The sequence below is a fragment of the Shimia sediminis genome (assembly GCF_003990645.1).
Taxonomy (GTDB): Bacteria; Pseudomonadota; Alphaproteobacteria; order Rhodobacterales; family Rhodobacteraceae; genus Shimia; species Shimia sediminis.
In genome coordinates, this window is record NZ_RYZK01000007.1 from 67,549 (window position 1) to 85,363 (window position 17,815).

The window sequence follows — 17,815 nt, forward strand, 5'->3', positions numbered from 1 at the left end:
AGAAACTCTTTCAAGATGAAGCAGGGGGCAGGCGCTGTATGCCTCGCCCGAGCTGCTCAAAGGTATCAGAACATGACCAAAACAGCGGCTATTATTGGCGGTGGAGTAATTGGCGGCGGCTGGGCTGCGCGCTTTCTTTTGAACGGCTGGGACGTGCGGGTGTTCGATCCTGACCCCGAGGCTGAGCGCAAGATTGGCGAAGTGCTGGACAATGCGCGTCGGTCTATGCCGGGGCTTTCCGACACGGCATTGCCAGCCGAGGGCGCGCTCAGCCTTCACGAGACCATCGCGGAAACCGTAGAGAGCGCGGACTGGATTCAGGAAAGCGTGCCTGAGCGGCTCGAGATCAAGCACAAGGTCTACGCAACCCTGCAGGAACACTGCGCGCCGGGGGCGATCATTGGCTCATCGACCAGTGGCTTCAAGCCGTCCGAATTGCAGGAAGGGGCCGCGCGGCCCGAGCAAATCCTTGTCGCGCACCCGTTCAACCCGGTTTACCTGATGCCCTTGATCGAGATTGTCCCCAGCGACCAGACCTCGCCCGAGGTCGTGGAGCGGGCCAAGGGGATCATTTCGGGTCTGGGCATGTACCCCTTGCACGTGCGTAAAGAGATCGACGCACATATAGCCGACCGGTTCCTTGAAGCCGTCTGGCGCGAAGCGCTGTGGCTGGTCAAGGATGGCGTCGCCACCACCGAAGAAATCGACGAGTCGATCCGCATGGGGTTCGGCATCCGCTGGGCGCAGATGGGCCTGTTTGACACCTACCGTGTGGCGGGTGGTGAAGCGGGCATGAAACACTTCATGGCGCAATTCGGCCCGGCGTTGAAATGGCCCTGGACCAAACTGATGGATGTGCCCGAGTTCAATGACGAGTTGGTCGACCTGATTGCAGGCCAGTCCGACGCGCAATCCGGCCATATGGATATCCGCGAGATGGAGCGCATCCGCGACAACAACCTGGTTGCCATGATGCGCGCGCTAAAGGGGCAGAACTGGGGTGCCGGTGCGCTGATGAACACCCACGACGTCAAACTGGCGGCCGAGTCCGGCATGGTGCGACGTTCCGCCGACATCGAGGATCCTTCACAGCCCATCGTGACCGTGGCCCGCGCCGTGCCGATCGACTGGCTGGACTATAACGGCCATATGACCGAGAGCCGCTATCTGAATGCTTTTGCCGATGCCTCGGATCGCTTGATGGAGATTATTGGTTGCGATCAGGAGTACATTGCAACCGGCGGCAGCTACTTCACCGCAGAAACCCATATCCGCCACATCGACGAAACCCATCTGGGGGCGCGGATCGAGGTGCGCACGCGGGTACTGAGTGCCGAGGGCAAGAAGATGCACCTTTGGCACGAGATGTATGCGGGTGACACACTCTTGGCGACGGGTGAGCATATCCTGATCCACGTCAGCCTAGAAACGCGTCGCCCGTCGGTGCCTTCGGATGAGATCGTGGCAAATCTGGCCATGATTTCCAAGGCTCAGGCGGCTTTGCCCGCACCCGAAGGTGTGGGCCGCTACGTCGGCCAGCCACGATGAACCGCCGGGTTCTGATCACCGCAGGCGCGTCCGGGATCGGTCGCGCCATGGCCGAGGCTTTTGACCAGGCCGGCTATCAGGTGTGGATCAGCGACCTGAACGCGCGGCTTCTGGATGAGGCACCGGGGCATTGGCGCAGATCTCACGTCGATGTGGTTGACGAGGCGCAGATGGCGGCCATGTTTGACGAGGTGCGCGCCAGCTGGGGTGGGCTGGATGTGCTTTGTGCCAATGCAGGCGTGGCGGGCCCCACGGCGCAAGTGGAAAACATCGCGCTCGAGGATTGGCGGGCTTGTGTCTCGGTCAATCTCGACGGCGCATTCCTTGCGGCAAAACATGCGGTGCCGATGATGAAAGAGGCCGGATCCGGGTCGATCATCGTGACCTCTTCGACCGCAGGGCAATATGGCTATCCCAACCGGTCGCCCTATTGTGCCGCCAAATGGGCGGTGATCGGGCTGGCCAAGACCCTGGCGATGGAGTTGGGACCCCATGGCGGGCGCTGCAACGTGATTTGCCCTGGGTCTGTTGAGGGCGAGCGCATGGAAGGTGTGCTGGCCCGCGAGGCTGCGGCCAAGGGCATGACCCGTGATCAGGTCTATGCAGGCTATGCCTCGGGCACCTCGATGGGCAGCTTTGTTGAAGCCCGCGACATTGGTGAGATGGCGGTGTTTCTGGGATCAGACGCGGCGCGGTTTGTCTCGGGGCAGGTCATCGCCGTTGATGGCCATACCGTGAACCCGGACCCAAAGGTTTAGGTCGCACGCCTGAGGGTCTCGATATGGTCGGGCAGCGCGCGCGCCGTGATCGAGGCCTGCCGCACAAGATTGTCAAAATGCTCGGTAAAGCCCTGCACCCGCTCGGTATCACGAAAAGCCAAGTAATTGCGCCCTAGGTAAAGCACTGCCAACAGTGGACCAAATACCGTGATCGGGGCCGAGAACAGTCGTCGTGCATCGAACAGATAGACGCGCAGGCGCGGATAGAGCTGTTTGGTCAGAGATCTCAGGTGATCCAGCTGGGCTTGGCGCAATCCGGCAGGCAAGCCCTCGTAATAACCCACGCCCTTGGCAAAGCTCGAAAGCTCATAAAGCGGCAGGGCAATTTCATAATCCGACTGGCTTGCACGCATCCAGTTCAGCCGGTCCTCGGAGGCGCCAATCGCCTGCTCTGTGGTGCGGCCCAGATGAGGTGAGTATTCCCATTCCAGAACGTCACGTGTTTTGAGCATGTCGGGCAGGCCCGCAGGCACATGGCGAATCTTGTAGCCCGCCGCTTCCAGGTGCCAGTCAAAGATTTGCTCATCCACCAGCGCACGCGGTGCCGCAGTGAGTGTCAGCGAGTTGGCAAGGATATCAGCCGCACTTTCGGGGCGGTCGGTCAGTGACAACAACCAGTCCGCCGAGACCCCAAGCGCCGAGGCGCATTCTCCCACCACCTGCGCATTTGGCAGGCGGGCACCCTGATCCTTCAGAAGTTGCGAGATCGTCGAGCGATCCACGCCAATGTTGCGGGCCAGCGCGCTTTGACTGACGTCCTTGGTGCGCATGGCGGCGGCCAATCGCTGCCGAAAGCGGTCGGCGCGCAGGCGTTTGTCGATGTTTGTGCCCATAAGATGATTTTTATCACCAAAGCTGGATTTTGTGAATTACTTTCAGAATTCCGAAGATGATCTGCCGCTGATAACAGGTTTGTGAAGGCAAGAGGATGAGAGTAAAAATGGAAACCCGAAAGCGGTCATTGGTCAAAGCAGTGATCTGGAACCTGATGGGGTTGCTGATGATGAGCCTCGTGGGGCTGCTGGCCACCGGCTCGGTGGCTGTTGGCGGCGCGATGGCGTTGATAAATACTGCGATCGGGTTCACGCTCTATCTGGTCTATGAACGGGTTTGGTCCCACGTGCGGTGGGGGCGTCATGTCTGATCCGCGCCACAAAAGACCCGCTGTTGAATGGCCTACACTGGCCATGCTGATCCTGTGTTACGGAACATTCGTCATTGGAACGACCTGGGCCACCACACTGTTTCTGCCACTGGGCATCCTGTTAACGACACTCGCGATTGCGCTGCATTCGTCCCTCACCCATGAGGTTTTGCACGGCCATCCCTTCCGCAATCAGCGTTTGAGCGACCTGATGGTGCTTCCGGCCATTGGGTTGGCCATTCCCTATTACCGCTTTCGCGACACGCATCTTGCGCATCATCAGGATTCGATCCTGACCGACCCCTATGACGACCCCGAGACCAACTATCTCGACCCTGCGGTCTGGCAGGACATGCCACGCTGGTTGAAAGGGTTGCGCCGGTTCAACAACACGCTTCTTGGGCGGTTGCTGATTGGCCCGGCGCTGGGGCAGGTCTGTTTTATGGCAGGGGACTGGAAAGCCATCCGCAGCGGAGATGGCGCCGCGCTGCGTGGATGGCTCTGGCACGTTCCGGCTGTGGGGGTGGCCATCTGGTGGATGGTCGCTGTGTCAGCGCTGCCAATCTGGGCCTATCTGCTGTCGGCCTATGTGGCGCTCTCCATCCTGAAAATCCGCACCTTCCTCGAGCATCAGGCGCACGAGCGCGCACGGGGACGCACGGTCATCATCGAAGACCATGGGCCGCTGGCCTGGATATTCCTCTACAATTCGCTGCACGTGGTGCATCACATGCACCCGCGTGTCGCCTGGTACAATCTGCCCAGGCTCTTTCGTGAACATCGCGAGCGCTATCTCAGCCGCAACGACAGCTACTACTACCGCTCTTACGCAGAGATTTTCAGCCGCTATTTCTTCAAGGCCAAAGACCCGGTGCCGCATCCGCTCTGGCCTCGCGACTGACCCCATGATCTAAGGGCGGCATGGATTTCTGGATTGTCGCCTCTTTGGCTGCCGCGCTGTTCCAGACAGTGCGTTTCATGCTGCAAAAGCACCTCGCCCAGGCCACCCTCTCTGCGGCAGGGGCCACGTTCGCGCGGTTTGTTTACTCTGCGCCCTTGGCAGTTCTGGCGCTGGGCCTGTGTCTCCTGGCTGGGGCACAGCTGTCTGCCCCCGGCATGTCCTTTTGGGTCTATGGTGCTTTTGGGGGGGCGGCGCAAATCACCGCCACCGTTTGTACGGTCCTCTTGTTCGGTCGGCGCAACTTTGCGGTGGGCATCACCTTCATCAAGGTCGAAGTCCTGATGACTGCTCTGGTCGGGCTGGTTCTTCTGGGGGATGTGCTCAGCCAGCTCGGGCTGATTGCCATTCTGATCGGCGTCACGGGCGTTCTGATACTCTCCGGCCCGGTCGAACGTACAGGCGCCCTGTGGCGACGCTTGCTCAGTCCCTCGGCTGCGTTGGGTCTGTTTGCCGGGGCGTTGTTTGGCGTGTCCGCCGTCTGTTATCGCGGCGCGTCGCTCGAGGTGGCCGCGGATGCGCCACTGCTCCGGGCGCTGGTGACTCTTGCGGCGGTCACAACGCTGCAGACTCTGGGGATGGCCTTGTGGCTTTCGATACGCGAACCCCGGGAAATCGCCCGCGTCATGGCCGCCTGGAGAACCGCCGGATGGATCGGCCTGACCAGCATGGCTGGTTCTTTCAGCTGGTTCACGGCCTTCACACTGCAGAACGCCGCTTACGTCAAAGCCGTGGGGCAGGTCGAACTGATCTTTGCCATCCTGGCCTCGGTGCTGTTCTTCCGCGAAAAGATTACTCTGCGCGAATGGCTTGGCATGGCACTGCTGTCAGGGTCAATCTTTGCCCTGGTCCTGTGGCTCTAGGCCGATCCAGGCCTTCATTTCGCCAAAAATACTCCGGGGTGAATTGGCCGCAGGCCAAAAGGGGCAGCGCCCCTCCACAGGCTCAGCTATGCTGAGCCATGCCCAACAGGGTGCACTGCATCTCTGATGCAGAGTCAACCTGGCGGGAGCCTCGCTTATTCGTCGCGCCAATCGGGCATGCGCCCTTTGAGCTGCATGAACAGCGCTTCTTCGTCGGTGTTGCGAAAGAATGGCACGATTTCCGGCGGGCCTGGGTTGTCGACCCGCGCCTCCACCTCGGCCAGAACGACCTCGGTGATAAAGGGCAGATCGAACTCCCGCGCCTTCTGCAACGGAATCCACTGCAGGTGGGACAGCTCATCACAGGCCTGCCCAAAGTCATCCGGATCGCTGGCCAGTTCCGCGGCATCCAGCAGGAAGAACCGCGCGTCAAAGCGGCGCGGACGGCCGGGGGGCGTGATGGCGCGGAACACAAACTGCAGCGCGTGGCCCGAAGGCACATGGCCGGTTTCCGCATAACTCACCCAATCCTCGGGCGGTGTGATGTCCCAGGACCCTTTTTGCCCGATGATCTGCCCGGTTTCTTCCCAGAGTTCTCTGACCGCCGCGACAGCCAGGGGATGCGCCATACCAGGGTCGGATTGTTCCTGCAAACGCTCAAGACACAAGCCAGGCACCGGCCCCGCCAGGGGAATGTCAGCGTCGGCCTTGTCCACGGCCCCGCCCGGAAAGACGAACTTGTTGGGCATGAACGCCGCCTTGGCGCCACGTTGTCCCATCAGGATATGCGGATCACTGGCGCGATCACGCAGCACGATTACGGTTGCCGCATTGCGGATCGCTGTCTTGTCTACGGTCATTCTGCCCCCGGGCGTCTTATGTGGAGATCAGGGGGCTTTTCGGTCGAACCCATGCATGCGCCGGGCCCATTGAAAGGCAACCACAACCCCCTTCAGTCTTGGCAGAAGGTAGAGGGAAAGCGCCACGCATCCAACCGCAAAAATCGTGAACATGATGAGCGGTTCAGGCCGCCAGGTCACAAACACGATATGCAACAGTGGGGCCATCAGGTGACCCACAATCAGGATGGTCAGGTAAGCTGGCCCATCATCGGCGCGCTGCGGAGTGAAATCCTCACGGCAAACCGAGCAGTTTTCGCGCACTTTCAGGTACCCCTTCAGGAGGGGGCCGTTGCCACAGTTCGGGCATTTTCGGCGCCACCCCTTGAATAGGGCAGGCCGAAGTGTGCGCTCTTCGGGCTGATCTATATCGACAGTCATGTCAGTCATTTTGTCCTCGCGTGTCCCAGGGGGAGAACATGAGACTGCGATTGTCTCAATAAAAGGGGACAAATCCGCCCCGCGTCCCGATGTCGCAAATTGTCTTGTAAAGTTTTGTACACGATCGCGAAAAAAATGCGACGGAAACCGATTGGTGCTGCGTTTTACCTCTCGAAAGCCAGTTGATGAAGCTGGTTTCTAAGGAAACGCAAAGGAGCAAGACTATGAAACGAGCACTGATTATTTCCGGCGTTGTCGCCGCAGCCGTTGGCGTTACGGCCATCTCAGTTCAGGCCAAGGGCATGGGGCCGCGCGGGCCGATGCCGATGCCGATGGAGTTTTCCGAGCTGGATCTCGATGGCGACGGCCAGGTGACCCGCGAAGAGATGCAGGCCCAGGGCGAAAAGCGGTTCAGCGACGCCGATACGAATGGTGATGGCTTCCTGTCTCAGGACGAGATGAAGGCCCAGATGCTGAAGCAAATGGAAGCCCGCTTTGACAAGTTCGGCGCCCGCATGATGGAGCGCAAGGACACAGACGGTGACGGCCAGCTGAGCCTTGAGGAAATGCGTCCTAACGAAAAGCGTCAGGACAAGATGTTCGGCCGCTTTGACACCGACGGTGATGGCGTGATTTCCGAGGCGGAATTCAACGCCGCCAAGGAGAAAATGGCCGAGCATCGCGGCAAGGGCAAATGGGGCAAACGTCAAGGCCAGGCCGAGAACTAAGCCCCAACTTGATCCCCGGGCGCATATGTCCCCAACAGTGCCCGGGGGTCGCAAGAATTGCCAAGGTGCCGGAAAGAGGCTAGGCCAACGGAACCATGCAGATGCCGTTTGATGCAGAAAAAGACATACCCGACGAGGCGTTGCTGGTGCTTTATGCCAACGGGGATGCCGCGGCGGCGCGGGCATTGACGCTGCGGCTGACACCGCGGGTCTTTGGCCATGCCAACCGTCTGCTGGGGGACCGGGCCGAGGCCGAGGATGTCGCACAGGAAGCGCTATTGCGACTGTGGAAGATCGCTCCTGAGTGGCGGCAGGGCGAGGCACAGGTCACCACATGGCTTTATCGCGTGGTCGCCAACCTTTGCACTGATCGTCTGCGCAAGCGGCGAGGGGTGGCATTGGATGCGGTGCCGGAACCAGAGGATGGCGCGGCCTCGCCGGCCGAGCAGATGCAGGAACGTGCTCGGGTTGATGCGTTGCAGGAAGCCCTGGGCAGCCTGCCAGACCGGCAGCGGCAGGCCGTGGTGCTGCGCCACATCGAAGGGTTTACCAACCCGGAGATTGCCGAGGTAATGGAAATCAGCGTCGAGGCGGTGGAAAGCCTCACGGCGCGGGGAAAACGGGCGCTGGCTGCGGCTTTGGCTGGGCGGCGCGAAGAACTGGGGTATCACGATGACTGAGAAAGATCGCGACAACACCATGCTGGACGACCTCTTTGCTGCGGCGCGGAGCGACACGCGCCAGGCGCCGCCACCCGATCTGCTGGCGCGGGTGCTGGCCGATGCTGAAGCCGAGCAGCCCACCGCAGAGGCGTTCGACACCACGCGCGTTCGGCGCCCCGGTCGCTGGCAGCAATTCGTGACGGTGATCGGCGGATGGCCGTCGCTGACAGGTTTGGCTGCGGCCACGATGGCAAGCGTCTGGATCGGCTTCAGCGCTTCCACGACAATGCTGCCCTATGGTCTCAGTAATCTGGTGACCGGGGATGCCGAACTTTACCTCACCTATCTTGAAACCGGTGAATTCATTGACGACGAGGACTTGTAAGCCATGAGCACTGAAATCCCCAAAAAACTGGGTATGAAACGCTGGCTCCGGGTGGTGCTGGTCCTGTCACTGACCATGAACCTCGTGGTGATCGGTCTGATTGGCGGTGCAGCTCTGCGCTTTGGCAAGTCCGGTCCACCACATATGTCAGGGCCTGACGGCCTGCCGATTATCAGCGCTTTGGATCGTGCTGACCGCCGTGACATCGGCAAATCCATCCGCAAGGCCTCGCGCGCACTCGGAGATCGCGCAGCCAGGGCCGAGAAAGACAAGGCCCACTACCAACGGATTGCGGATATGATCGAAGCCGATCCGGTGGATACCGACGCTTTGCGCGCGGCGGGGGCTGCCTTGGATGATCGTATGTCACAACGCAGACAGATTGCGCAGGATGCCTGGATCAACAAGGTCGCGGGCATGAACCTGGAAGATCGCAAGTCCTATGCAGCGCGTCTGCGTGATATTTTGGATAACCCGAAAGAATGGCGCAAGAAATCGGTGCGCAAGGATCACTAGATCCTGAGCAGTGTTGTCACTGCCTGGCGGCTGCGGCGCTGCCACCGGCATTACCGGGACCGGTCAGCAAGACCTGATTGCGTCCCGTTGACTTGGCCCGGTAGAGCGCCTGATCCGCCTCTTCCAACAGCGCCGCGCCACTTGCGTCCACTGCGTTGAGGTGGTCGCGGGCCATAGCGACGCCAATACTGACCGTCACAGGAATACACAGGTCCTTTTTCTTGAGCGTCACCGGCGTCTCGCCGATCAAGCGGCAAAGCTCGGCGGCTTTTGCGCTGGCAACTGCGCGAGAGGTGGCAGGCAGCACGATTAGAAACTCTTCTCCTCCGATCCGCGCCAAGAGATCGACCGGCCTCAGACCGTCGCGCAGACGATGGGCCACATTGACCAGCACAGCATCACCGGCGGCATGCCCGTAGCGGTCATTGATCGCCTTGAAGTGATCCAGGTCCGCCACCATTACCGCAAAATTGCGGTTGCCGTGGGCACTGAATTCGGCCAGGCGTTCCAGATGGGGCAGCGCATAACGACGGTTATACAAACCGGTCAGCGGGTCGGTCACCGCGGCCTCCAGCCCATCGCGCAGGTTCTGGCGAAGCCCGTCGCGAAACCGCTTGCGTTTGATGATCGTGGCCAGACGCAGGGCCATTTCCTCGGCGTCGAACCCATCCTCCATCACATCGCTGGCGCCCAGATCCAGCGCGTCCACCTCGGCCCGGTCACAGCCGGGGGGCAGAATGATCAAAACACCCGAATGGCGTGTCGCCGCACGGGCGCGAATCTCGGCCAACAGGCGCAAACCGTCTTCGGGTGCTTTTTCGTCCAGCGCGATCACGAAACTGTCGGGCGAAGACAGGCGCCCGATCCCCCGCAGCGCTTCGCTGACCGGTTTGTGAGCCATGTGATAGGGGACCAAGGGTTTCAACCGATTGCGCCATGTCAGCGCCGTACGGCTGTCCGGCGTGGCAAACAACACCTGCGCCGGGCCGTCAAACCCGGCCTGTGCCTCGGCAAATCCGAGAGCCTGCGAAGTGCGATGCGGCAGGGCGACGTCTTCTTCACCCTCGCGCAGCCTAAGCAGAGCGCGGATACGCGCCAGCAATGCGGATTCGTCGACCGGTTTGGCAAAGACATGATCCGCACCAGCCTCGAGGGCCTGTTTACGAAAGGCACGCGAGGAATCATCCGACATCATCAACAGGGGGATCCCCGCGCTCGGAGCGGCCTTTTTCAGCGCCTTGCAGGCCGCCAGCCCATCGTCGTCCCCCGCGGCCGCCGTGCCGATCAGGATCAGGTCCGGCAAACCCCGGCGGATCAATAGCTGTGCGTCTTTCAGGGTGTTTGCCTGAACCACCTGGTAAAAGGCGGCAGACAGTTTGACCTTGAGCACAATGCGGTTCGTTGGAACGCTGTCGAGGATCAGAATCTTGCCTGGCATGGAGCAACCTGGTGCTTGCATAGAAGTTGATTCAGTTTGTATTCGCATTGGTTAAGAAATGATTTCGAAAGTGATGAAAATGGCAATGAATGAAGAGGCCGCGCAGGTTCTTGCGCTTCAGGCACTGGCCTGGCTGGTGGGCAATGACGACCTCGTGGGGGTGTTTCTGGGTGCCACCGGGGCCGCCGCAGACGATCTCAGGGCGCAGGCCGGGGATCGCGCTTTCCAGATCTCGGTGCTCGAATTCCTGACCATGGACGACGCCTGGGTCATGTCCTTTTGCGACACCAGCGGTCATGCCTATGACGCGCCGTTGATGGCACGCAACGTTCTGGCCGGGGAAGCCGGGCGGCACTGGACCTGAACGGCATCAAATGCCCAAGAATGGCTCTTGTCTCGGGCGGCAGAGGCGGGCAGGGTGAAGCCGAAACAACAAGCGGACCCAACCTGATGCGCGTAGACGGACTATTGTTTGACAAGGACGGCACCCTGTTTGATTTCGGGGCCACGTGGAATACATGGGCTGCGCGCATGATCCCGGAAATGGCCGAAGGGGACAGCGATCTGGCAGAGCGCATTGCGCAAGAGCTGGACTATGATCTGGCGCGCCAGACCTTTCTGCCGCACAGCGCCATCATTGCTGGTACAAATCGGGATGCCGCCGAGGCCGTGGCGCGCGCCATGCCTCACCGCGAGGTCGCGGAACTGGAAACCACTCTGATGCACGCTGCTTCAACGGCGCCGCTGATGGAGGCGGTGCCGCTCGCGCCCTTTCTCGACGGGCTATCGCAGCACGGGTTGCGGCTGGGGGTGATGACCAACGACACCGAATTTGCGGCTCGCGCGCATCTTGGCAGTGTTGGCGTGGACGGGCACTTCGATCTAATTCTTGGGTTTGACAGCGGCTTTGGGGCCAAGCCTGATCCCGGACCTTTGTTGGCGTTTTCCGACCGCTTTGGTCTGGCGCCTGAGCGGGTGGCCATGGTGGGCGACAGCACCCACGATCTGATCGCTGGCCATCGGGCGGGCATGCAGACGATTGCCGTGCTGACAGGCATGGCGACCGAGGCGGAACTGGCGCCCTATGCGGACGTGGTGTTCCCGAACATCGGTCACATCCCCGGCTGGCTCGCCACCTGAAGACACTCAAAACGTCAGGACCGGGGCACAGCCCCGACGCCAAAAGCAGCAGGCTTCTGGCGGCCCTTTGGCGTTTTTCGAAAAGATGACCCCATTCGGTCGCCGAAAACGACAGCTTCTGTCGCAAAGGCGCAATTTGCACATGAGAGAGTGGTGTTTCTTGGAGGAAACCAGGGCTCAGGGAGAGTGTCATGAGTGATCAGGCGGGACGCAAACGGCGCGGCGGCGGGCGCGCAGGCAATGCAGCGCGGCGGGGCAGTTCAGGTGTCATCGAACAGATGCCTTGGCGCCAACCGGTCAATATGGACCGCCCGACCGAGCCGCTGAGCGCGGAAGGTGTCCAGGCGGTGCATGACGGCGCGATGCGTATTCTCGAAGAGGTCGGCATCGAATTCTACAACACCGAAGCGCGCGATCTGCTGAAAGAAGCCGGCTGTACCGTCACCGGGGACAACGTGCGCATGGGGCGTGACTTTGTCATGGAGATGGTGGCCAAGGCGCCGTCCTCGTGGACACTGACACCACGCAACCCCGAGCGGCAGATCACGATGGGCGACAACCACATCCTGTTCGGCAACGTCTCGTCACCGCCCAACTACTGGGACATGAACCTGGGCCGCAAGGTACCGGGCACGCGCGACATGTGTGCCAACCTGTTCAAGCTGAGCCAATACTTCAACTGTATCCACTTTGTTGGCGGCTATCCGGTGGAGCCACAGGACATCCACGCCAGTATCCGCCACCTCGACGTGATGTATGACAAGCTGACTCTGACGGACAAGGTGGCGCATACCTACGCATTGGGCAAAGAGCGTGTCGAAGACGCCATGGAAATGGTGCGCATTTCGGGCGGCTGGACACATGAAGAGTTCGAGGCCAGCCCCAAGATGTACACCAACATCAACTCGACCTCGCCGCTCAAGCATGACGAGCCGATGATGGATGGCTGGATGCGCCTTGCGCGGCGCAACCAAGGCCTTGTGGTGACCCCCTTTACGCTGGCAGGCGCCATGGCGCCGGTCACCATGTCAGGCGCCGTGGCGCAATCGCTGGCCGAAGGGCTTTGTGCCGTGGCGCTGGCGCAATACATCCGCCCCGGTGCGGCCTGTGCCATCGGCACCTTTACCTCGAACGTCGATATGAAGTCGGGGGCACCCGCCTTTGGCACGCCGGAGTACATGCGCGCCACGCAGATGACTGGTCAGATGGCGCGGTTCTATGATCTGCCGATGCGCGCCAGCGGCGTCTGTGCCGCCAATGTGCCCGACGGACAGGCCATGTGGGAGACTTCGAACAGCCTCTGGTCCGCCGTGCAGTCGGGGGCCAACATGGTCTATCACGCGGCAGGCTGGCTAGAGGGTGGTCTGATCGCAAGCCCTGAGAAATTCATCATGGACTGCGAAGTGCTGCAGATGATCCAGCGCTACATGGAGCCCGAAGTCTGGGCTACCGGCCCGGATGAAATTGCACTGGATGCGATCAAATCCGTGGGCAATGCCGGGCACTTCTTTGGCATTCAGCACACACAGGATCGCTATACCACCGCCTTTTATCAGCCCTTTGTCTCGGACTGGCGCAACTACGAGGCCTGGGAGGATGCGGGCAGCGTCTGGACCCCCGAGCGCGCGCATAACATCTATCAGCAGATCATCGACACCTTCGAGGCTCCGCCGATGGACGAAGCCATCCGTGAAGAGCTTGCGGCCTTTGTTGCCAAACGCAAGGAAGAAGGCGGCGCGCCCACGGATTTCTGAGGCCACGATCCTCAGGACCTGTCCGGGGCGGGAACGGGAAGCCTGTGCGGCTGGCGAAGTGGTAAATCGTTCGTAAACGACGCGCGCGACCTCTGTGGTGATGCGCGGCGCGACTCACCCAAATAAACCTGGGGTTAAAGGCCAAAACCGGGGTCTGTATGACGTCGGTATCACGTCGGTACTGCGTCGGTGTTCTGCACAGACGGGCGCTGCGTTAACCGTGCGTTCGGTGCAAAACTCTTGGAAGAGTTTTGGCAAGAAATTTCGAAATTTCTTGGCCCTCCGGCGAGCGCGCAGTCTGGGCAGCTTTTGCCCCCTGAGTGTAGGGGGGCAACCCAAATAGTCTCGCAGACGTCGCAACGTGAGGACTACCCCCTTGCGCCAAAGCCTCCTAGACTGGCGCTGATCTTTGGCTGGAGGGCGTCATGACATCCCAGGACAATGCTATTCTTGCGGGCCGTGGGGCCATGACAATCACCGGCACCATCGCCGGGGTCGCCGCATGGGCCATGGTCGAAGTTCTGCCGGACCTCGTGCAAAACCCGCACCTTTTTATCACGCTTGTTGCGGCGGTTGGCGGGTTTTTTACCATCCTGCTGGCGATATCGGGACCGACCCCTTTGGGGCGTTCTGCGGTGGGGGCTGCCGTTCTGGCAGCGGCCGGTGCCGTGCTGTTGGGATTGGCCAGTACGGGGTTTCACAGCAGCGAAGATTTCCTGAACTCCGGTTTTCCGGTGATCGCCTGGATCCTGTTCCTATGCCTTGGCACGCCGTTTGTGGCCGTCTGGGTCTGGGATCGCCAGTATTGGAATTCTTATCTCGACCTGTTTGATTTCTCCTGGTCCATCGTTGTGCGCTTTACTGCGGCCTGGCTGTTCGTTGGGGTGTTCTGGCTGGTCTTGTTCCTGTCGGACGCTCTGTTGTCGCTGGTCTCGATCCATTGGATCGAATGGCTGATCGAGCTGGAGCCGATGCCCTATATCCTGATCGGGGCGGTCTTTGGGCTTGCCCTGCGGGTGGTCTGGGAGATGCGCGAATATCTTTCGCCCTACATGCTCCTGCACCTCTTGCGCCTGCTCTTGCCGGTGCTTCTGGTGGTGATGGTGATCTTTGTGCTGGCCTTGCCGTTCAGTGATCCCGAAACGCTGTTTGCCGGGCTCTCGCCCGCAGGCACCATGATGGCGGTGGCGATTGGCGCGATCAGCCTTGTCAGCGTGGCCCTGGACAAATCCGACGCCGATGCGGTGCATGCGGCCTGGATGCAGTGGGCGGTGCGGGGCGTGGCCCTGTTGTTACCGGTGCTTGCCGGGCTGGCGATCTGGGGGGTTTGGTTGCGAGTGGCGCAATACGGCTGGACCCCGGACAGGCTCGCCGCGATGAGTGCGGCGGTGATCGTCATGGCTTATGCGCTGTTGTACTTTCTTTCGGTTCTGCGTGGTGGCGACTGGATGGCCCGCATTCGCCAGGGCAACATGATCCTTGCCAGCGTTGTGCTTGGGGTCTGTGTCCTCTGGCTCATTCCCATTGTCAGCGCCGAGACGATTTCGGCCCGCAGCCAGGCTGCCCGCTACGTCAACGGTCAGGTTGACGCGCACGAGGCGGCACTCTGGGAAATGGCGCATGAGTGGGGCAAGGCCGGGCAGCAGGCGCTCGACCGTCTTGCGGACCTGCCCGAGGCCGATCACCCGGACCTGCACCGGGCGCTTGCCCTCGTTGTCACGACAGACAGTCCTTATGCCTTTGGCGAACGTCTGGGCAACCCGGAATGGGAGGATCTGCCCAAGCGGTTGATTGCGGCGGTGCACATGGTGCCACAGGGGTCTGTCCTGCCGCTGGACGCGGTGACAACGCTGGCCGATTTTCGGCTCAAGGACTGGGTGCAGACCTGTGAGCGCGACCACCAGCCGGGATGTGTTCTGTTGCAAGGGGATTTTGACACCCGAAACGAAACCCAGGAGGGCGTGATGTTCCTGCCGGCCACCGGTGGCGAATACGAGGCCCTGTCAGTTTGGATCGACGCCGACGGTGATCTGGTGGTGGGCGGTTACCTGCGTGATCCGGCCTATGGCGGCTCTGTGCGGCTGCAGCCCGAAGATGTCCAGAGGGTGCTTGACGGAGATTTCCGCATTGGCCCCAGCAGTCGCAATGCGCTGTGGTTGGGGGAGCGCGAACTCAATCCTGAAAATTGATCATGTTGGGGCTTTGTTAAGCCCTCTGGTCCCATACTGCCGAGACAGAAGGGACCAAGACCATGCATGGGCTGATCAACAGGGCCATCCAATGTTTCATTCGCGACAGCTATGGCCGTGATCGCTGGATTGAAGTGACTCAGATTGCCGAAATGGGGTTCACCGATTTTGAGGCCATGCTGCACTACGACGACGCCCTGACCTGGACGGTTCTGGATGCCGCGGCGCGGTCTCTGGCGGTGCCGCGCGAAACCGTTCTGGAAGATATTGGCACCTATCTGGTGTCTCACCCGAATGTCGAAGCGCTGCGACGATTGCTGCGATTTGGCGGGGTCAGCTTTGTGGAGTTCCTGCATTCTCTGGATGAGTTGCCGGATCGCGCGCGTTTGGCAGTGGATGATCTGGACCTGCCGCGCATGGAGTTGCGCGAATACGGTCTGAACGCCTTTTCTCTGACTTGCGAGTCCGGGCACGAGGGGTTTGGCCATGTGATGATGGGCATCCTGCGCACTCTCGCGGACGACTACGGCGCGCTGGTGTTTCTGGAGCATCAGGGCATCACGAACGGGCGCGAGGTGATCGAAATCACCTTGATCGAGACCGCCTTTGCCGAGGGGCGCAGTTTTGATCTTGGGGCACGGGCAGGGTAGGGCGATGCAGGTTTCCAAGGACATAACCGATGTGCTGGACGTGATATGTCCGATGCACATGATTCTGAATGACACAGGTCATGTGATCCACGCGGGCCCGACCCTTGGCAAGCTTTGGCACAAGGAAGATTTGGACGGCGCGCGGTTTCTCGAGATGTTCGAGGTGCTGCGACCGCGCGACGTGGCCGACATGAGGAAGCTTCTCGCGGCGCATGGTGAGAAACTGCACCTGCGCAAACGGGCCGAGCCGCGGTCCTCCATCAAGGGGGTACTGATGCCCTATGGCGCGATCAACGGCGCTGTGGTGAACCTGTCTTTCGGTATTTCCATCATGGATGGGGTGCGTGACTATGCCCTGGCGTCAACCGACTTTGCCGCCACTGATCTGACCATCGAGATGCTCTACCTGATCGAGGCGAAATCCGCCGCGATGGAGGCGTCGCGCAAGCTGAACCTGCGCCTGCAGGGGGCCATGATTGCCGCCGAGGAGCAGGCCTTTACCGACACGCTGACCGGGCTCAAGAATCGTCGGGCGGTGGATCACATCCTGCCACGTCTGATCGAGCGGGGCAGCGGATTCGCGCTGATGCAGATGGACCTCGATTACTTCAAGGCGGTGAATGACACCTATGGCCACGCGGCCGGCGATCTGGTGCTGCAACAGGTGGCACGCGCGCTGGTGGAAGAAACCCGCGACCGCGATTGCGTGGCGCGGATCGGGGGGGATGAATTTGTGCTGATCTTCGAGGGTCTGACCCGGCGCGATCTTCTGTCCGACATCGCGCAACGTCTGATTCACCGCATTGAAGAACCGGTCAACTACAAGGACGCGCAATGCAGGATATCATGCTCGATCGGCATTGCCCTGTCTTCGGAGTCTTCCCCTTTGAGCGAAGAACAGATCCTCGCCAATGCCGACGCGGCGCTCTATCTGTGCAAGGATCACGGGCGTGCGCAGTTCCGATTTTTTGATCCCACCCAGACGCCCTCGGCCCCGGTGCCCCCTGTCGCCGATCCTGACGGGCCCGGTGCACACGCCGATTAGGCCGCCGCGCCGCGCTCTATGCAAAGGTTATTTGCTGTCCTTTGTGACGACATGCTCGCCGTCAATTTCGCCCAGCGCATGAAACAGAGCACTTGAGTTGGCGACGCCAAACTTTTTCAGCAGTTTGGCGCGATAGACTTCCACCGTGCGATAGGACAAATCCAGCTTCAGCGCGATTTCCTTGCTGGTCAAACCGTCCGCCAGATAGGAAACAATCTCGCGTTCCCGTCGCGTCAGATCGCGATAGGGGCGGACCTCGGACAGGTCCGCAAAGCTCCAGACCGCGCGTTGCAGCGGTTGATCAGGGGTAAAAGAATGGCCCCGCACCCGGCACCAGAACAGGGTGCCATCCTTGCGCGCCATGATGCGCTCGTCCCAATAGGTGTTGGTTTCGCGCAGCTTGCGAATGCCGCGATCCCGGATGGTGGTGAACTCTTCGTCCGTCGGGTAAAGGATTGAAAAGACTTTGTCTTTCAGCTCTTCTGGCGCATAGCCGAACATCGCCGCAAAGGCGATATTGCAGTCGCGGATCACCCGGTTTTCGGTCACAACCAACCCGACCGGCGCATAGGCAAAAGCCAGCTCCGCAAAGCGTTCTTCCCGGTAGCAATCATTGATACGTGTTTCCACAGTATTGCACGCCCAAGCGTCGTCTGAGACCATTTCGTCGGAAATATACGCAAGGGAATTGGCCTGCGCAATGCGTGTGTAGGCCCCCCTGAACACAGAGGGAGGA

General features: G+C 60.6%; 20 protein-coding genes. 15 read left to right on the top strand and 5 right to left on the bottom strand.

The window, feature by feature from the left end; genetic code table 11:
* Nucleotides 1-72 precede the first annotated feature (72 nt).
* A complete protein-coding gene (locus tag EK369_RS14915) occupies nucleotides 73-1,548 on the top strand; it encodes a carnitine 3-dehydrogenase (RefSeq protein ID WP_127115072.1) in 1,476 nt (491 codons plus the stop codon).
* Nucleotides 1,545-2,306 (top strand): SDR family oxidoreductase, encoded by a 762-nt coding sequence (locus EK369_RS14920; RefSeq protein ID WP_127115073.1) that lies wholly within the window; start codon nucleotides 1,545-1,547, stop codon nucleotides 2,304-2,306. The genes EK369_RS14915 and EK369_RS14920 overlap by 4 nt, the downstream gene beginning before the upstream one ends.
* Here EK369_RS14920 and EK369_RS14925 read toward each other — a convergent pair.
* Nucleotides 2,303-3,160, bottom strand: coding sequence for a helix-turn-helix domain-containing protein (locus EK369_RS14925; protein ID WP_127115074.1), 858 nt, complete (start codon nucleotides 3,158-3,160; stop codon nucleotides 2,303-2,305). The genes EK369_RS14920 and EK369_RS14925 overlap by 4 nt on opposite strands.
* 107 nt (nucleotides 3,161-3,267) lie before the next feature.
* On the opposite strand from EK369_RS14925, the gene EK369_RS14930 reads away from it, so the two are divergent.
* From EK369_RS14930 to EK369_RS14940, 3 genes are read left to right on the top strand one after another with little or no spacing between them, the layout of a single operon-like run.
* Complete coding sequence (locus EK369_RS14930) at nucleotides 3,268-3,471, top strand: DUF2061 domain-containing protein (protein ID WP_127115075.1); 204 nt, start codon at nucleotides 3,268-3,270, stop codon at nucleotides 3,469-3,471.
* A complete protein-coding gene (locus EK369_RS14935; protein ID WP_127115076.1) occupies nucleotides 3,464-4,372 on the top strand; it encodes a fatty acid desaturase in 909 nt (302 codons plus the stop codon). The genes EK369_RS14930 and EK369_RS14935 overlap by 8 nt, the downstream gene beginning before the upstream one ends.
* Nucleotides 4,373-4,392: 20 nt before the next feature.
* On the top strand, nucleotides 4,393-5,292 hold the full coding sequence (locus EK369_RS14940; protein ID WP_127115077.1) for an EamA family transporter: 900 nt from the start codon (nucleotides 4,393-4,395) through the stop codon (nucleotides 5,290-5,292).
* Between the two features lie 155 nt (nucleotides 5,293-5,447).
* Here EK369_RS14940 and EK369_RS14945 read toward each other — a convergent pair whose 3' ends face one another.
* Together EK369_RS14945 and EK369_RS14950 are read right to left on the bottom strand one after the other, a co-directional pair.
* Nucleotides 5,448-6,152, bottom strand: a complete 705-nt coding sequence (locus EK369_RS14945; protein ID WP_127115078.1) for an NUDIX hydrolase — start codon at nucleotides 6,150-6,152, stop codon at nucleotides 5,448-5,450.
* Nucleotides 6,153-6,179: 27 nt separating this feature from the next.
* Nucleotides 6,180-6,581 carry a DUF983 domain-containing protein gene (locus tag EK369_RS14950; protein WP_127115079.1) on the bottom strand — a complete coding sequence of 134 codons (402 nt, stop codon included), beginning with the start codon at nucleotides 6,579-6,581 and terminating at the stop codon, nucleotides 6,180-6,182.
* A 215-nt stretch (nucleotides 6,582-6,796) separates the two neighbouring features.
* Between EK369_RS14950 and EK369_RS14955 the strand changes: the two genes are divergently transcribed.
* From EK369_RS14955 to EK369_RS14970, 4 genes are all read left to right on the top strand, one after another.
* Nucleotides 6,797-7,300, top strand: a complete 504-nt coding sequence (locus EK369_RS14955; RefSeq protein WP_127115080.1) for an EF-hand domain-containing protein — start codon at nucleotides 6,797-6,799, stop codon at nucleotides 7,298-7,300.
* Nucleotides 7,301-7,395: 95 nt separating this feature from the next.
* A complete protein-coding gene (locus EK369_RS14960; protein WP_127115081.1) occupies nucleotides 7,396-7,980 on the top strand; it encodes an RNA polymerase sigma factor in 585 nt (194 codons plus the stop codon).
* A complete protein-coding gene (locus tag EK369_RS14965) occupies nucleotides 7,973-8,347 on the top strand; it encodes a hypothetical protein (protein ID WP_127115082.1) in 375 nt (124 codons plus the stop codon). Before EK369_RS14960 ends, EK369_RS14965 begins: the two co-directional genes overlap by 8 nt.
* A gap of 3 nt (nucleotides 8,348-8,350) precedes the next feature.
* Nucleotides 8,351-8,863: a periplasmic heavy metal sensor gene (locus EK369_RS14970; RefSeq protein WP_127115083.1), complete on the top strand. Its 513-nt coding sequence runs from the start codon at nucleotides 8,351-8,353 to the stop codon at nucleotides 8,861-8,863.
* 16 nt (nucleotides 8,864-8,879) lie between these two features.
* On the opposite strand, the gene EK369_RS14975 is transcribed toward EK369_RS14970, so the two are convergent.
* On the bottom strand, nucleotides 8,880-10,301 hold the full coding sequence (locus EK369_RS14975; RefSeq protein WP_164727009.1) for a diguanylate cyclase: 1,422 nt from the start codon (nucleotides 10,299-10,301) through the stop codon (nucleotides 8,880-8,882).
* A gap of 79 nt (nucleotides 10,302-10,380) precedes the next feature.
* Between EK369_RS14975 and EK369_RS14980 the strand changes: the two genes are divergently transcribed.
* The 6 genes from EK369_RS14980 to EK369_RS15005 all read left to right on the top strand — a co-directional run bounded on the left by EK369_RS14980 (nucleotide 10,381) and on the right by EK369_RS15005 (nucleotide 17,079).
* A complete protein-coding gene (locus EK369_RS14980; protein WP_206198100.1) occupies nucleotides 10,381-10,665 on the top strand; it encodes a DUF3572 domain-containing protein in 285 nt (94 codons plus the stop codon).
* Nucleotides 10,666-10,751: 86 nt separating this feature from the next.
* Entirely contained in the window at nucleotides 10,752-11,441 is a 690-nt protein-coding gene (locus EK369_RS14985) for an HAD family hydrolase (RefSeq protein WP_206198102.1), read from the top strand.
* Between the two features lie 191 nt (nucleotides 11,442-11,632).
* Nucleotides 11,633-13,195 carry a trimethylamine methyltransferase family protein gene (locus EK369_RS14990; RefSeq protein WP_127115085.1) on the top strand — a complete coding sequence of 521 codons (1,563 nt, stop codon included), beginning with the start codon at nucleotides 11,633-11,635 and terminating at the stop codon, nucleotides 13,193-13,195.
* Between the two features lie 425 nt (nucleotides 13,196-13,620).
* Nucleotides 13,621-15,384 (top strand): DUF4153 domain-containing protein, encoded by a 1,764-nt coding sequence (locus tag EK369_RS14995; protein WP_127115086.1) that lies wholly within the window; start codon nucleotides 13,621-13,623, stop codon nucleotides 15,382-15,384.
* Between the two features lie 62 nt (nucleotides 15,385-15,446).
* Nucleotides 15,447-16,034: a heme NO-binding domain-containing protein gene (locus EK369_RS15000; protein ID WP_127115087.1), complete on the top strand. Its 588-nt coding sequence runs from the start codon at nucleotides 15,447-15,449 to the stop codon at nucleotides 16,032-16,034.
* A 4-nt stretch (nucleotides 16,035-16,038) separates the two neighbouring features.
* Entirely contained in the window at nucleotides 16,039-17,079 is a 1,041-nt protein-coding gene (locus EK369_RS15005) for a GGDEF domain-containing protein (protein ID WP_127115088.1), read from the top strand.
* Nucleotides 17,080-17,106: 27 nt separating this feature from the next.
* On the opposite strand, the gene EK369_RS15010 is transcribed toward EK369_RS15005, so the two are convergent.
* Nucleotides 17,107-17,709 (bottom strand): LuxR C-terminal-related transcriptional regulator, encoded by a 603-nt coding sequence (locus EK369_RS15010; RefSeq protein ID WP_235871436.1) that lies wholly within the window; start codon nucleotides 17,707-17,709, stop codon nucleotides 17,107-17,109.
* Nucleotides 17,710-17,815 lie beyond the last annotated feature (106 nt).